The sequence below is a fragment of the Streptomyces sp. NPDC028368 genome, from assembly GCF_055565615.1.
Map to the genome: position 1 here is coordinate 337,715 of NZ_JBVHTY010000005.1, position 13,486 is coordinate 351,200.

A 13,486-nucleotide genomic window follows, 5' to 3' on the forward strand; every position below is an offset into this window, starting at 1 on the left:
CCGCAATCAACTGCTATAGGGGGATTTAGGAGAGTCATACGGGTACGGTGTAATCACCGAGGGGATGACGGTGACCGCCCCGGGCGCGGCACCTGCCGTCCATCGGCCCCAGCGGTCGAACCCCGTGAGGTGAGGCACGATGCAGATTCTGTTGACCGTGGTCGTGCTCCTGGCGCTGATCGCGCTGGGCGTGCTGTTCCTCGCCCGGCTCAACGGGCAGCAGGCGGGGCGGATGGCCATCCATCACCACGCGGACCTGCATCCGCCGTTCCTTCACCGCACGCCGAGGCGGCCCCAGGACGGCCCCCTCGCCGAGCCACCGGAGCCCCCGCCGGCCACTCGCAACGACTCGCCGTGGAGGGGCGGCAACCGGTGACGTCCGCGACCCGTCCCCCCGACCCCTCGCCGCCCGAGTACGACGGCACCTCGCCGTTCCCCACCTGCGGCACCCAAGCCCCGCCGAGCAGTGGCCGCCGGATGTACGTGACGATCACCGGCATCATCGTCATCGCCCCCTTCGTGGGCCTGGGGATCGCCATCCCCCTCCTGTGGGGCAGCGTCGTCGGCACCCTCGACCTCGTCCTTCTGGCTGTCTTCTATGTCATCTCCGGCCTGGGCGTCACCGTCGGCTTCCACCGCGGCCTTACCCACGGCAGCTACACCGCGGCCCCCGGGCTGCGCATCGTGCTCGCCGTCGCCGGATCGCTGAGCTTCCAGGGCGATGTCATCGACTGGGTCGCCACCCACCGCCGCCACCACGCCTTCACCGACCGCCCGGGGGACCCGCACTCCCCGTACCGCTACGGCACCAGCCTGGGCGGACAGCTGCGCGGCCTCGTCCACTCCCACATCGGCTGGCTGTTCGGCAACGACCCCACCTCGCACGAGCGCTACGCCCCCGACCTCCTCGCCGACCCCGGCATCCGCGCCGTCGACCGGGCGTTCCCCGCGCTGTGCCTGGTCACCCTCGGCCTGCCCTTCGCGCTGGGCTGGGCCATCGGCGGCACCTGGGTCACGGGCCTTACCGCTCTCCTGTGGGCGGGCTTCCTCCGGATCGCACTGCTGCACCACGTCACCTGGAGCGTGAACTCCCTCTGCCATGTCATCGGCGAACGGCCCTTCCGCACCCGCCGCCACGACCGGGCGACGAACCTGTGGCCGCTGGCCCTGCTCTCCTTCGGCGAGAGCTGGCACAACCTGCACCACGCCGACCCGACCTGCGCCCGCCACGGCGTCGACCGCGGCCAGATCGACGTATCCGCCGCCCTGATCCGGCTCTTCGAACGTGCCGGCTGGGTGTGGAACGTGCGCTGGCCGGATCCCGACCGGGTCGCGGCCCGCCGCATCGAGGCGAGCTGAGACCGGGAACCAGGACCCCTCCCTCTGTGCACCGCCAGGAGCACACCATGACCACCGCGCCCCTCGGGCCCGTTCACGACCACCCGGCCCCACGCGTCTCCGCACACCCGGCACCACCGCCCCACGAGCACCCGGAGCCCCCGCCCGTATCCCGCCTGACCATCGCCCCGCCCGGCCCCGTCATCCGGCGCATCGACGGCGCCTGGTGGCCGCACTCCACCGACCTGCTGGACGAACTCCCCGAGCTGCTCCAGGCGTTGCCCTTCGACTGGCCCCGCATCACCCACGCCACGGTGAACGGCACGGTCTGGTCCGCGCTGCCGTCCCGGATCCTGGTCGCGGACCATGTCGTCTGCCTGCGCCGGACCAGGACGATCCGGCCGGGCCCGGACACGGTCTGCCTGGTCGCGGCCGGCCAGGGCCGCTGGGACCTGCTGATCATCCCGCCGGACACGCCGGAGGCGGAGGCCGTGGAGGCCATGGCCGGGATGGCGGGGAACGGCATGGCCGACGGCGAGCCGTCGGGCTGAGGGCCGGTACGTGAGCGGCACGGTGCGGGCCCGCCCGCCCGCACCGTGCCGCTCAGCCGCATCGTCCCGCCGTCCGGTGCCCGTAGCCCTTGCTCACCAGCCGAGCCACCGGCCGATCACCAGCCGAGCCACCGGCCGCTCGGCAGCCGCCCACCGGCCGCCCACCGGGGGCGGCTACTCCATCCGGATGGTGTTCATCCGAAGAACGCCGATTTGCGGGCGTCGATCCTCGGATCCTCGCATTGCGTACTCATCATAAGAAAACGCAACAGATCTCCAGCGGCTGTGCACCACCCACACCTCTCCCGCTGAGATCCCGACCGAAAGTGAGGGGCCATGGCAGCGACCAAGGTCATGAAGTTCTGGGCGGTATGCCTTGCCGTACTCGGCAAGCTGCTCGCGTCTCTGGGCGTCTCCGCCCACGCCTCGGCGGCCCGCCGGGAGGCCGCGCTGAATGGCCCCGCCCCGCGCACCGCGGCCCCCACCATCGCCCGGCCGCGCACCGAGCCCTCGCTGCCACCCACACCCGCCACACCCGCCCTGCCGCTCTACGGCCAAGTCGGCTACGCGCAGCGGAGGTTGGCCGGCCCTCAGCTCCCGCCGACCATCAAGCAACGCATCCGTGCCGAGGCCCACGGCGCTTCCCCCACCTCCCGCAGCCGCCTCGTCACCAGCACCGAGCCCCTGCCCACGGTCCCCGCCGCGGCCGCGCTGCACACCAACAACGGGCATGAGGCCACCGCCGCCATCCCGGCGGCCCGTCGTCGCGAACACACCGCCTGCACCACCTGAGCGGACCTGTCTGGCCAGGCCCGCCGGCCGTTGTGGCGGGATGGCGCGTGCGGACTCCGCGCCGACGGGATTCCGAGAGGGAATTCCGAGAGGGCTTCCGCAAGGGACCTCTGAAGGGGACCTCTGAGAGGGACTTCCGAGAGGGACTTCCGAGGGGGATATTGATTGTCGCGCCGCGCGGAGAGTGACATCCGTGTGGCGCAGAGGCATTGCCTTGCGTTCCGGTGCGCGAGCCGCCCGGGACCCCTTACGCACAGCGGTACGCCGGGTGTGGCCGGTGCGCTGTGCCGAGATTCTTCCTTCCGTGCCCGGCCCGCGATGCGGCGGCCGGCGAGCGGACGGCCTGGCGGTGCACGGCACTCACTCCGTACACCGCCGGGCCTTTTGTGTGCCCGGACCGGCCGGCTCGGGGGAGCCGGGGGAAGAGGACGGGGCACGACTTCTTCGCACCGAGGGGCGGCACACGGCGGCCTGCCGGGGCCCCCTCCGTACGGATCGGAATCAGAGCTTGTCGGTCCCGCCTCCTCCGGCGCGGCCGCGGCGTTCGTCGAGCCACTTCCGCACGGACGTGCGGCGGTCGCTGCCGGGGTGGGCGAGGACGATGTCACCGAAGAGGGCGGTGCCGGGGACGCGCGCGGTCGTTGGGGCTGTGTCATGAGATGCCTCCGCTGGATCCGGCCGTAGTGGTGGGTGAATGAGGGGGACAAGGGGAACCGGGGGTCGGGGACTGGCAAACCGGGAAACCGGGGCCGGGAAACCGGGCCGGGGAACCGGGGAAACCGGAAGCGTGGAAAGGCGGCGGCTACCTCCTGCTCCCCCTACTCCCCCTACTTCCCCGCCTTCCTCCCCAGCCCCACCAGCGCGAACAAGGCCTCCGCGCCGCCGACGACCGCCAGAATCAGACCCGCCTTGTGGAGCGAGATGATCGGCGTCTCCACCTCCTTTGTGGTCAGCCAGAGGATCACGCCGACGATCGCCAGGAAAATGCCGATCGCAATGCCCTTCATGAAATTCCTCGTCCCTTGGGATGGTTTCGGAGCTGGTGACAGGAACCAGCGTCCCGCCCGGCCGGGGCATCCGGATCATCCGCAGGTAGGCAATTCCCGCCCGTCGCCTGCCACTTTCTGTGTACGGCGAACCGGTGCCCGGGACAGTCCCCTCACTCCCGCCACGAAATCCCCTGCCGCTGCGCAAGAATTGCCGCCTGCACGCGGCTCCGCAGTTTCAGCTTCGACAGAATCCGGCTGACGGATGACTCGGCGTCCGATAAAAGAAACCGGAACGCCCCGGAGCAGTGCTCCGGGGCGTTTTCGTGGTGCGTCTCGGCGGGACGCTGCCGGCATCAGGGAACGTTGACCGGGTTGACGAAGGTGCCCGGGTGGGTGGCGCCCGACTGGTCCAGGATGGCGCCGCCGTAGGGCCACTGGAGCTGGAAGTGCTTCTTCTCGTTCGGCGGGGTGATGATGACCTGGCCGGGCTCGATCTTGTTGTCGCCGGCGCTGACCGAGGGCACCAGCGTGATGGTGAACGAGGTGTGCGCGCCCGGCTTCAGCTTCACGGCGACCGGCTTCTTGGCGGAGCGGCGAAGGTCCCAGGAGGTGCCGTTGGTGCCCTTGATCTGGACGCCCGGGAAGCCGCTGATGACGCAGTCGCTGCTGCCGATGTTCTTCAGCCACACGGCGGCGGCCTGCTGCGCGTCGCTTTTCATGTCCGGGCGGCCGCCGCCGTCGGAGCCCCAGCCGGCCTTCAGGCTGTCGGTGGTGCAGCGGGCGCCGGTGCCGCGTGCGGGGGACCCGCCGTCGGCCTGGGAGCCGGATGCGGAGGTGTTCTTGGCGGTGTCCGTACCGCCGGTCTTGGCGGAGCCGCCCGAGGAGCCCGCATTCGAGGAGGAGCCGGAGTCGCCACCGGTGGAGCCCGTGGAGCCCGTGGAGCCCGTGGAGGACGCGTCGGACGCGGCGGACGGGGAGCTCGCGGCGTCGGCCTTGCCGCCGCTCTGGCAGGCGGTGAGCGCGAGCGCGGCAGCGGCGGCGATCAGCGTGGCGACAGCGGTCTTGCGTCCGCGGTGGAGCGTGGTGTGGTGCGACATGGGGTCCCCCTGGTGGCTTTGGGCGGTCGTGCTGTGCGCCGGTGCTTCGTTCCGTGGACACAAGACTGTCCGGTGCCGCTGGTGATCGACTAACACGCCGCTAACGTCCCGAGCGGGCCCGGCGCCCTGTGGCCACCCCACGCCCCATGACCGGCCCCGGCCGCATGACCGGCCCACGCCCCATGACCGCCCCACGGCACCTACCGCCTGTCGCTCGCCCCCGCTGACACACTCGCCCCCATGGCGCTCTTGAACGGACACCCCGCAGACCCCGACGCCCTGCGCACCCTCGCGCTCACCAACTACGGTCACTTCACCTCGATGCGCGTGGACGACCAGCACGTGCGCGGACTGTCCCGGCACCTGGAGCGTCTGGTGCGCGACTGCCGGACGGTTTTCGGTACGGGTCTCGACCCTGATCTGGTGCGCCGGTACCTGCGTGAGGCCGTTGGCGACCGGCCCGGGGCGTTCGTCGTACGGGTCACCGTCCTCGATCCCGGGCTGGACATCGGCCGCCCGGCCGCCGCGAACGACCCCCATGTGCTGGTGAACCTCCGGCCGGCGGGTGCGCTGCCGCTGCCGCCGCTGCGGGTGCGGACCGTCCGGCATCAGCGGGAGGTGGCCCAGGTGAAGCACACCGGGCTGTTCGGCTCTCTGCACCAGCGGCGGGCGGCGCAGCTGGCCGGATACGACGATGCGCTGTTCGTGGGGCCCGACGGGCTGGTCTCCGAGGGCCCCACCTGGAACGTGGGCTTCGTCGAGGCGGGCGGCAAGGTGGTGTGGCCCCGGGCCGATGTGCTGCCGGGCGTCACCATGGCCCTGCTCCGGGAGCGGCACGGCTCCGCCCTCGCGCCCGTTGCCGTCGAGGAACTCCCGGACATGCGGGCGGCGTTCGCGACCAACACCACCATCGGGGTACGGGCGATCGGCGCCGTCGATGACATCCGGATGGACGCGGCGCACCCCGTACTCGTCGCGTTGCGGGAAGCGTTTCTGGGGGTGCGCGGCGAGCGGCTCTAGCCGGCAGCGGTCGGCCGTTCCCTGCCGGCTACGCCACGTAACGGGGCGGCCGCACCGGTGTGCCGCTCAGAGGACCAACCGCTCCGGCATCGGCTGCTCCACCCCGTCCAGCTCCAGCGTGCATCGGGGAGTGGACGGCACGAGATACGGCTCCCGCACCAGGACCCGGAACGGATGGACCGGCTCTCCGGGCAGTTCCCCGCTGAGCACGTTCATGCCCCGGCCGTGCACCTTGCGATACGCGACCACCTTGCCGTTGACCAGCAGTTCTATCTCGCCCTCCCGGCAGGGCCCGACGTTCACGGTGATCGAGTGGTCACCCTGATCCGTGTGGAAGTGGTGGCTCCGGCTCATGACACACCTCCCGCATCGCGGCACGTACGTCCAGGGTAAAACCGTCGCTCCCGAACCCGGCATCCCGGACCTTCCGGTCCCGGCAGGCCCGTATCCCCCGGTCCCGGCAGACCCGTACCTCCCTGGCCGACTCCCCTTGGCGACCCAAGAGCGACAATTGTGGTGAAGGTGTGTGCTGAGTGATGGCGATGAACGGCTCGATCCGTCTCGGCCGGGTGGTCGGCGTACCACTGCGGATGCACTGGAGCGTGCCGCTGCTGGTGGTCCTGTTCGCGTACGGACTCGGCCGCCAGACCCTGCCCGTATGGACCCCGGGACGCTCGCCCGCCGTCTACGCCCTCGCCGGCGTCGCGGGGGCCGCGCTGCTGATGGGCAGCCTGGTCCTCCACGAGACGGCACACGCCGCCACGGCCCGGCGGAAGCAGATCTCGGTCGAGGACGTGACGCTGTGGGCGCTGGGCGGTATGACGCGGATGGGGCGGCCCACGACGGCCGCGGCGGCCTTCCTGGTGGCGGTCAGCGGCCCGCTCACCAGCCTGGTCATCGGCGGCGCCGCCCTCGGGGCGGGCATCGGGCTGCACGCGCTCTCCGGCTGGGCGGCCGTCCCCGCCGTCGTCCTGCTGTGGCTCGGCTGGGCCAACCTCTTCCTCGGCGTCTTCAATCTGCTGCCCGCCGTGCCGCTCGACGGCGGACGGGTGGTGCAGGCACTGCTGTGGTGGCGTACGGGAGACCGGGAGCGCGCCGATCTGACCGCCTCCCGGAGCGGCCAGGTGACCGGAGTGCTGATGGCGGCCGCCGGCTGGTTCTTCCTTCTGCGCGGGGCGCCGATCGGCCTCTGGCTCGTCTTCATCGGCCTCTTCGTGATGGTGGTCGCCGGTGCGGAGCGCCGGCACGCCACCCTCCACACCGCACTGCGCGGAGTACGCGTATCCGAGGCCATGACCAGCCCCGTCACCACCGGCGCCGACTGGCTCACCGTCCAGCACTTCATCGACGAGGTCGCCGTGCCCTCCCACCACTCCTCCCTCCCCCTGCTCGACTTCGACGGCCGCCCCAGCGGAATCGTGCAGATCCGCCGGCTGGCGACGGTGCCGGCAGCCGGCCGCGAGAGTCTGCGCGTACGGGACGTGGCGGTCCCCCTCTCCCAGTGCGCGGTCGCCACCCCGGAAGAGCTGCTGAGCGAGGCCCTCGACCGCATCAGCCTGCGCACCGGCATGCGCATCCTCGTCGTCGACGCGGGGCAGCTGGTGGGCATCGTCACCGGGAAGGACATCTCCCGGCTGATGCGGCGGCACACACTCGGCGGTGGGAGCCCGTGATGCGGTACGTCACGGTGACCGCCCTCAGTCACACCGGACTGATCCGCGACCACAACGAGGACAGTCTGGTGGCCGGCCCCTGGACGCTGTGCGGCACGGTCACCGAGAGCCCGCAGACCCTGGTCTTCCCGCTCGGCCATCCGCTCGTCATCGCGGTCGCCGACGGCATCGGCGGTCAGCCCGGCGGCGAGGTGGCCAGTGAACTGACCGTCCGTCAACTGGCCACCGTCGGCCCGGCCCTGAACTCCGAGGAAGCGCTACGGGACGCCCTGAACGTCTGCAACCACGCCGTCTATGCCGCCGCGGGCCGCGATCCGGCCCTCACCGCCATGGGGACCACCGTCGCCGGCGTCATCGTCCTGCCGGAGTCCCTCCTCGCCTTCAACGTCGGCGACAGCAAGGTCTTCAACGCCACCTCGTCCGGCCTCCGCCAGCTGACCACCGACGACAGCCCGCCCCTCCTTCCGGGCCACCGCACCACCTCCCTCATCACCCAGTCCCTGGGCGGCGCCCCCCACTTCACCCCCGTCGTCCCCCACATCGCCGCCTCGCCCCTTTCCCCCTCCGACCGGTACCTGGCCTGCACCGACGGCCTGACCGACCCGGTACCGGAGGACATCCTCGACGACCTGTTGCAGACCCACGACCACAACAACGGCAAGGCCGCATTCGAACTGTGGAAGGCCGCGATCGAGGCGGGCGGCCCGGACAACATCACGCTGGCGTTGATCGAGGTCGGGGAGTGACCGGCGCGGGCCGGTTTCGGCGGCAAACGAAAGGGCCCGTCCCCGGCATCGCGCCGGGGACGGGCCCTTCGCCCGTTCAGGTCCGCCGGATTACTTCTTGAAGCCGTAATCCATCAGCTTCTTGGCGGACGTCGTGCGGGCGGCCACCGAGGAGTCGGCGAGGACCGTGCCGATGACCGTCTTGCCGTTGCGGGTGGCGGCGAAGACCAGGCAGTACTTGGCCTCCGGGCCCGAGCCGGTCTTGACTCCGATGGTGCCGGAGTAGCTGCCGAGCAGGGTGTTGGTGTTGGACCACTCCATGTAGCGGTAGCCACCGCTCTTGGTGGTGACCTTCTGCTTCGTCGACTTCGTCTTCACGACCGTACGGAACGTGGAGTACTTCATCGCGCTGCTCGCGAGCTTCGTCAGGTCGCGCGGCGTGGAGTAGTTCGAACCCTTCCCTATGCCGTCGAACGAGTCGAAGTGCGTGTTGGTCAGGCCGAGGCTCTTGGCGGTGGAGTTCATCTGGCCGATGAACGACTTCACCCGGGCGTCCCGGGTGGAACCGCTGCCGAACTTGTCGGCCAGTGCGTAGGCCGCGTCACAGCCGGACGGGAGCATCAGCCCGTACAGCAGCTGACGGACGGAGACCTTGTCGCCGACGATCAGCTTGGCCGACGAGGCCCAGTTGTTGTTGACGATGTAGTCGCTGTACGCCTTCTGAACCGTGACCTGGGAATCCAGGTTGAGGTTCTTCTGCGCGAGCACCACCCGAGCCGTCATGATCTTGGTGGTGGAACCGGTCGAACGACGGGTGTCCGCGGCCTTGGTGAAAAGGGTTTTCCCGGTGCCGTTGTTCATCACGAAACCGCCCTGGGCGGTGATCGTGGGGGCCGCGAGCGTGGCGGCCTGCGCCGGAGCGGCGAGTGCCCCGGCCGTGAGGACGGCTCCTGCGGTGACGGCTACCGCGGAAGCGCGACGAATGCCCTTAATGCGGATTTTCAATCGAATACTCCAAATACCCCTGCAGTGCGGTCACATGGGAATGCCGCTTGCTCATGAGACGCCTGAGGCGGCCCGATGGATGCGCCCGCTGCGGAGATTTTTTTGCGGATACGGGGCCGGTCCGGCCGGTGCGGAACCCGGTATTCCGGCCTTGCCCCCGGCGCCGCAGACGCCCTGCCCCGGTGCCGCAGATCCCTTGCCACCAGCGATGGGGGAACCCCTACGGGCTCCCGTTCGTCTTCCGGCGTGTTGACGTTGACGGTCCGTGGAGGAATCCGGTGGAGCACAGAATATTGGGGGAGCGGTACGAGCTGGTGGAGCAGCTCGGGCAGGGCGGTATGGGCACGGTGTTCCGGGCCGTCGACCACCGGTTGCGCCGTACCGTCGCCGTGAAGACCCTCTCCGCCGAGCTGGCGCTGCAGCCCGAGTTCCTCACCCGGTTCCAGCGCGAGGCACACGCTGCCGCCGCGCTCAACCACCCCGGCGTGGCCACCGTTCACGACGTGGGCGAGGACGACGGGGGCGCCGGCACCGAGCCGTACCTGGTGATGGAGTACGTGGAGGGCCGGACCCTCAGCCATGTCCTGCGCGACGGCGCGCTGCCGGTGGCGCAGGCCGTCGACATCGCGGGCCAGGTGCTCGAGGCCCTGGAGCACAGCCACCGGCATGCCATCGTGCACCGCGACATCAAGCCCGCGAACGTCATGCTCACCGGTACGGGCACGGTCAAGGTCGTCGACTTCGGCATCGCCAAGGCGCTCAGCGAGGTGGCCACCCGGCTGACCGGTACGGGAGTGGCGGTGGGCACCCCCGCCTATCTGGCCCCCGAGCAGATCAACGGCCACGAGACCGATCACCGCACCGACCTGTACGCCGTGGGCTGTCTGCTCTACGAGCTGCTGACGGGGCGACCCCCGTACACCGGGGACTCACCGTTCTCCGTCATGCACCAGCACCTGGCCGCGGAACCGCTGCCGCCCTCCCAGCTCCGTCCCCAGCTGCCGCCTGCCGTGGACGCGTTGATCGTCAAGGCGCTGCACAAGGACCGGGCGGACCGCTTCGCGGACGCCTCCGCGATGAAGGCGGCACTCGGCGCGGCCGCCCGCCCCGTGCCGGCCGCCCCCGTCCGCACACCCACCACCCTCGACTCCCGGGCCGAGGCGCCCGCCCCGGAGGCGGCCACCTTCCCGCCGTCGCCGGGCTCCGCGCGGCAGGCGCAGTCGCCGCAGCCGCCGCAGTCCGCGGGCCGTCGGCCGGCCCGCGTGGTGTTCCAGCCGACGGCCGAAGGCGCGGTCGCGCTGCTCGGCTGCTTCCTGTCGCTGATGATCTCCCGGACCGACATGATCGAGATCGGCCAGTTCAACCGCGTCGCCCTGGGCGCCGCCGCTGCCGGGGCGGTGCTGCTGCTGTGGTCGGCGCGGCTCGCGTGCGCGGTGGCCTGGGGACCGGTGGCGGAGGCCGTGGCGGCGTGGTCCGAGCTCGCCCGCGGCTACGTCGGCTGGGACACCCGCTTCGTCATCATCGCCCTGGTCCTGGGCATCGTCGCCGCACTGTGCCTCGCCGCCGGCTACCGGGACACCCGCTCGGGCGGGTTCGCGCTGGTGGCGTTCTGGTTCACCGCCCTGACCTCCGTCTGGTTCTTCCTCGACGATCTGCACAAGATCGGCGTCTTCTACGTGCTGGTCCTGGGGGTCACCCTCGCCGTCGGCGCCCAGGTGCTCAAGGCACGTATCCGCGTCCCCTCGGCCGGCCGCCTCGCCGAGCCGCATTCCGGCAGCCGGCCCCACTCCCGGTCCGCTGCCTGACACCTGACGCGGGCCGACCGCTCGGACCGCTCACACCACGGTCTGTTCACCCGGCTTCAGCAGGCGCAACCGGGAGGCGAGGCCGGCGCGTTCGAAGGCCTCGACGAGCGTGCCGGCGCCTTGGGTGAAGTGCCCCCAGTGCTCGAAGTGCAGCGGGATGACCTGCCGGGCGCCCAGGATCCGTGCCGCCTCCGCGGCCTGATCGCTCGGCAGTGTGAGGTAGGCGTCGCCGACCAGCGGGGTCTGCGCGCCGCCGGCGAACAGCAGCGCCACATCGATCGCCCCGAACCGCCGGGCGACCGCACGGACCACCTCCAACGAGGCGTTGTCGCCGCTGACATAGACGGTCGGCACCCCGTCGCCGGACAGCACGAACCCGGTGACCTCGCCGACCAGATGCTCGGAGCCGTCCGGTCCGTGCTGGGCGGGCACACCCGTGACCCGCAGCGCCGAGCCGTCCGGGCGCGGCAGCTCGACCTCTTCCCAGTTGGCCAGCGCCCGCACCGTCCCGCCGAGTCGCCGCTGCGCGGAGGCGGTGGACAGCACCAGGGGCGCATCGGCGAGGTAGGCCCGCCCGGCTTGGTCGAGGTTGTCCGGGTGCTGGTCGTGCGAGAGCAGCACCACGTCGATCGGCCCGAGCGCGGCCGGTTCGAGAGCCGGGCCGGCGGTCTTGACCAGCTTCCGCTCGCCGATCGGGTAGTCGCCGGGCGGGTCGAAGGTGGGGTCGGTCAGCAGCCGGACGCCTGCGATGTCCAGGACAGCCGTGGGCCCTCCGAGATAGCGGACGGCCGGTGTCCCGGCCGGAATCGACTCGCTCATGGCTGCCTTTCGCCTGATGACGGTGCGGTGATCACGTGCAGGGACCTGTGGTCCCTCGGGCGGGTACCTGTGCTCCCTGTGATCACTCAAGGCGGCGGCGCGGGCGGGTATTCCCGGTCAGGCCGACGGCGCCGAGTGCGACGACGCTGGCGAGGCAGAGCCAGGCGAAGCCGTCGCCGATCCGGTCGTAGAGCGTGGTGACACCCCGCGTCGGCACATAGGCCACCGTCGTCTGTTGGCCGGTGGTGAAGTAGTCCGTGGTGGCGAGGACATGGCCCTGGTTGTCGAAGGCGGCCGACACACCCTCCGAGTCCTGGCGCACCACCGCGTATCCGCCCTCGAGGGCACGGAGCGCGGCCTTCTGGGTGTGGGCGCGCCCGTACTCCCGCCAGTCGTGGGCCGGGACGAGCATGATGTCGGCGCGGACGCGCATCATGTCGGGGAAGTCGGCGTCGTAGCAGATGACGTTCGCGAGGCGGCCGTACGGGGTGTCCACGACGGGGACGTGGCCGTCCCCCGGGGTGAAGGGCTCCGAGCCGGGGATGGGGTGGGCCTTCTGATACGTCCAGAGCACCTTTCCGCGGGGGTCGATGAGGAGCGTCTCGTCGCGGCCGTACGCCGGTGCGGTCGTGCTGTACACCTCGACGCCGATCTCCAGGTAGATGCCGGACCTGCGGGCCTGGTCCCGTGCCGCGGCGATGGTGGCGGCTTCATTCGCCGCCAGGGTCTTGACCGCCTCCTCGGGCCAGACCACGATCTTCGCCCCGGCCGCGGCCTCCCGCCGGGTAGCGGCCAGCAGGCCGTTGCGCACGGCCGTCATGGCCGGTTCGACCTCCTCGGGAGAGGCGGCGGCGAGGTCGCGACGCCCGCCGGGTATCCGCGCGATCGCCGCTTTCTGGGCGCGGATCAGCGACGCGTCGGCGGTGACGCCGGCGATCCGCACCGTCGGTGCCTCGGAGGGGAGGAAAGCCAGTCGTGCCCCGCCGCCCAGGAGGACGGCCAGCAGTGCGGCCGCGTACGTGAGGATGCCGCGGCGCGCCGCCCGCCACGAGGCCGTCTCCCAGGCCCGGTTGACCACAGCGGCGCACCAGGCGATCAGGAATCCGATGCCGTACGCGCCGGTGACCGAGATGACCTGCAGCAGGGGCAGGTCCCCGTACTGCGTGACGGCCAGTGCGCCGTAGGCGGTGCCGAACGGCGACAGCAGCGTGATGAGGAATTCGGCTCCGGCGACCGCCGCCGGGAAGACCGCCATCGACATCCACGGACGCAACCGGCCGACCAGCAGCCGGTCGAGGAGGAACGGCAGCGTCAGCAGCGCGCTGAGGGCGGCGGCTCCCGCGAGGGTGAGGAGGCTGAACCCCATCGCCGACTCGAAGAGCCAGAAGGCTGCCGCGGCGGTGTGGGCGAGCCAGACCCACAGCGCGCCCGGCCAGGCGCGGCCGGTGCGGGTGAAGCGCAGCAGGAGAACCGGGAAGATCCATGCCGCGGGGGCGATGTCCCAGCGGCCGCCGACGGCGAAGAGGTGCGCCGTGGTGCCGAGCGCCAGCAGTACGTACCGCAGCCAAGTCGGCGTCGGGGGCCTGTCGTTGGCCATCGTGTTCATCGGTCCCTTCGGTGCGGCGATGGTGGTCGGGACCGACGTTAGGAGCGGACGCGCGCACGATCCGTC

Annotated in this window: 14 protein-coding genes; 8 read left to right on the plus strand and 6 right to left on the minus strand. The window is 71.2% G+C overall.

Annotation, left to right across the window (positions count from 1 at the left end; all coding sequences use genetic code 11):
- The first annotated feature begins 139 nt into the window (after positions 1–139).
- The 4 genes from ACZ4S3_RS14370 (at position 140) to ACZ4S3_RS14385 (ending at position 2,681) form a co-directional block, all read left to right on the plus strand.
- Positions 140–376 carry a hypothetical protein gene (locus ACZ4S3_RS14370; protein ID WP_467932025.1) on the plus strand — a complete coding sequence of 79 codons (237 nt, stop codon included), beginning with the start codon at positions 140–142 and terminating at the stop codon, positions 374–376.
- Positions 373–1,359, plus strand: a complete 987-nt coding sequence (locus ACZ4S3_RS14375) for an acyl-CoA desaturase (protein ID WP_467932026.1) — start codon at positions 373–375, stop codon at positions 1,357–1,359. Before ACZ4S3_RS14370 ends, ACZ4S3_RS14375 begins: the two co-directional genes overlap by 4 nt.
- A gap of 47 nt (positions 1,360–1,406) precedes the next feature.
- Positions 1,407–1,889 carry a DUF5994 family protein gene (locus tag ACZ4S3_RS14380; RefSeq protein WP_467932027.1) on the plus strand — a complete coding sequence of 161 codons (483 nt, stop codon included), beginning with the start codon at positions 1,407–1,409 and terminating at the stop codon, positions 1,887–1,889.
- A 336-nt stretch (positions 1,890–2,225) separates the two neighbouring features.
- A complete protein-coding gene (locus ACZ4S3_RS14385) occupies positions 2,226–2,681 on the plus strand; it encodes a DUF6344 domain-containing protein (protein WP_467932028.1) in 456 nt (151 codons plus the stop codon).
- Positions 2,682–3,508: 827 nt separating this feature from the next.
- Here ACZ4S3_RS14385 and ACZ4S3_RS14390 read toward each other — a convergent pair.
- Positions 3,509–3,688, minus strand: a complete 180-nt coding sequence (locus tag ACZ4S3_RS14390; protein ID WP_467932029.1) for a DUF5708 family protein — start codon at positions 3,686–3,688, stop codon at positions 3,509–3,511.
- Between the two features lie 335 nt (positions 3,689–4,023).
- Positions 4,024–4,767, minus strand: a complete 744-nt coding sequence (locus ACZ4S3_RS14395) for a DUF4232 domain-containing protein (RefSeq protein WP_467932030.1) — start codon at positions 4,765–4,767, stop codon at positions 4,024–4,026.
- Positions 4,768–5,007: 240 nt separating this feature from the next.
- On the opposite strand from ACZ4S3_RS14395, the gene ACZ4S3_RS14400 reads away from it, so the two are divergent.
- Entirely contained in the window at positions 5,008–5,787 is a 780-nt protein-coding gene (locus ACZ4S3_RS14400; protein ID WP_467932031.1) for an aminotransferase class IV family protein, read from the plus strand.
- Between the two features lie 66 nt (positions 5,788–5,853).
- On the opposite strand, the gene ACZ4S3_RS14405 is transcribed toward ACZ4S3_RS14400, so the two are convergent.
- Entirely contained in the window at positions 5,854–6,141 is a 288-nt protein-coding gene (locus ACZ4S3_RS14405; RefSeq protein ID WP_467932032.1) for a hypothetical protein, read from the minus strand.
- Between the two features lie 188 nt (positions 6,142–6,329).
- Between ACZ4S3_RS14405 and ACZ4S3_RS14410 the strand changes: the two genes are divergently transcribed.
- Both ACZ4S3_RS14410 and ACZ4S3_RS14415 read left to right on the plus strand, forming a co-directional pair.
- Positions 6,330–7,460, plus strand: a complete 1,131-nt coding sequence (locus ACZ4S3_RS14410) for a site-2 protease family protein (RefSeq protein ID WP_467932517.1) — start codon at positions 6,330–6,332, stop codon at positions 7,458–7,460.
- A complete protein-coding gene (locus tag ACZ4S3_RS14415; RefSeq protein ID WP_467932033.1) occupies positions 7,460–8,206 on the plus strand; it encodes a PP2C family protein-serine/threonine phosphatase in 747 nt (248 codons plus the stop codon). Before ACZ4S3_RS14410 ends, ACZ4S3_RS14415 begins: the two co-directional genes overlap by 1 nt.
- Positions 8,207–8,296: 90 nt before the next feature.
- Here the strand turns inward: ACZ4S3_RS14415 and ACZ4S3_RS14420 are convergent, their stop codons facing one another.
- Positions 8,297–9,190, minus strand: a complete 894-nt coding sequence (locus ACZ4S3_RS14420; protein ID WP_467932034.1) for a D-alanyl-D-alanine carboxypeptidase family protein — start codon at positions 9,188–9,190, stop codon at positions 8,297–8,299.
- A 278-nt stretch (positions 9,191–9,468) separates the two neighbouring features.
- Between ACZ4S3_RS14420 and ACZ4S3_RS14425 the strand changes: the two genes are divergently transcribed.
- A complete protein-coding gene (locus ACZ4S3_RS14425; RefSeq protein ID WP_467932035.1) occupies positions 9,469–10,995 on the plus strand; it encodes a protein kinase domain-containing protein in 1,527 nt (508 codons plus the stop codon).
- A gap of 30 nt (positions 10,996–11,025) precedes the next feature.
- On the opposite strand, the gene ACZ4S3_RS14430 is transcribed toward ACZ4S3_RS14425, so the two are convergent.
- The gene (locus tag ACZ4S3_RS14430) at positions 11,026–11,814 is read right to left on the minus strand and encodes an MBL fold metallo-hydrolase (RefSeq protein ID WP_467932036.1); all 789 of its coding nucleotides are present in this window, start codon (positions 11,812–11,814) and stop codon (positions 11,026–11,028) included.
- A gap of 82 nt (positions 11,815–11,896) precedes the next feature.
- A complete protein-coding gene (locus ACZ4S3_RS14435) occupies positions 11,897–13,411 on the minus strand; it encodes a nitrilase-related carbon-nitrogen hydrolase (protein WP_467932037.1) in 1,515 nt (504 codons plus the stop codon).
- Positions 13,412–13,486: the final 75 nt, after the last annotated feature.

Coding starts and splice junctions, on each gene's coding strand:
- ACZ4S3_RS14370 (WP_467932025.1), top strand. CDS start 140: ATGCAGATTCTGTTGACCGTGGTCGTGCTCCTGGCGCTGATCGCGCTG.
- ACZ4S3_RS14380 (WP_467932027.1), top strand. CDS start 1,407: ATGACCACCGCGCCCCTCGGGCCCGTTCACGACCACCCGGCCCCACGC.
- ACZ4S3_RS14385 (WP_467932028.1), top strand. CDS start 2,226: ATGGCAGCGACCAAGGTCATGAAGTTCTGGGCGGTATGCCTTGCCGTA.
- ACZ4S3_RS14390 (WP_467932029.1), bottom strand. CDS start 3,688: ATGAAGGGCATTGCGATCGGCATTTTCCTGGCGATCGTCGGCGTGATC.
- ACZ4S3_RS14395 (WP_467932030.1), bottom strand. CDS start 4,767: ATGTCGCACCACACCACGCTCCACCGCGGACGCAAGACCGCTGTCGCC.
- ACZ4S3_RS14400 (WP_467932031.1), top strand. CDS start 5,008: ATGGCGCTCTTGAACGGACACCCCGCAGACCCCGACGCCCTGCGCACC.
- ACZ4S3_RS14405 (WP_467932032.1), bottom strand. CDS start 6,141: ATGAGCCGGAGCCACCACTTCCACACGGATCAGGGTGACCACTCGATC.
- ACZ4S3_RS14410 (WP_467932517.1), top strand. CDS start 6,330: ATGAACGGCTCGATCCGTCTCGGCCGGGTGGTCGGCGTACCACTGCGG.
- ACZ4S3_RS14415 (WP_467932033.1), top strand. CDS start 7,460: ATGCGGTACGTCACGGTGACCGCCCTCAGTCACACCGGACTGATCCGC.
- ACZ4S3_RS14430 (WP_467932036.1), bottom strand. CDS start 11,814: ATGAGCGAGTCGATTCCGGCCGGGACACCGGCCGTCCGCTATCTCGGA.
- ACZ4S3_RS14435 (WP_467932037.1), bottom strand. CDS start 13,411: ATGGCCAACGACAGGCCCCCGACGCCGACTTGGCTGCGGTACGTACTG.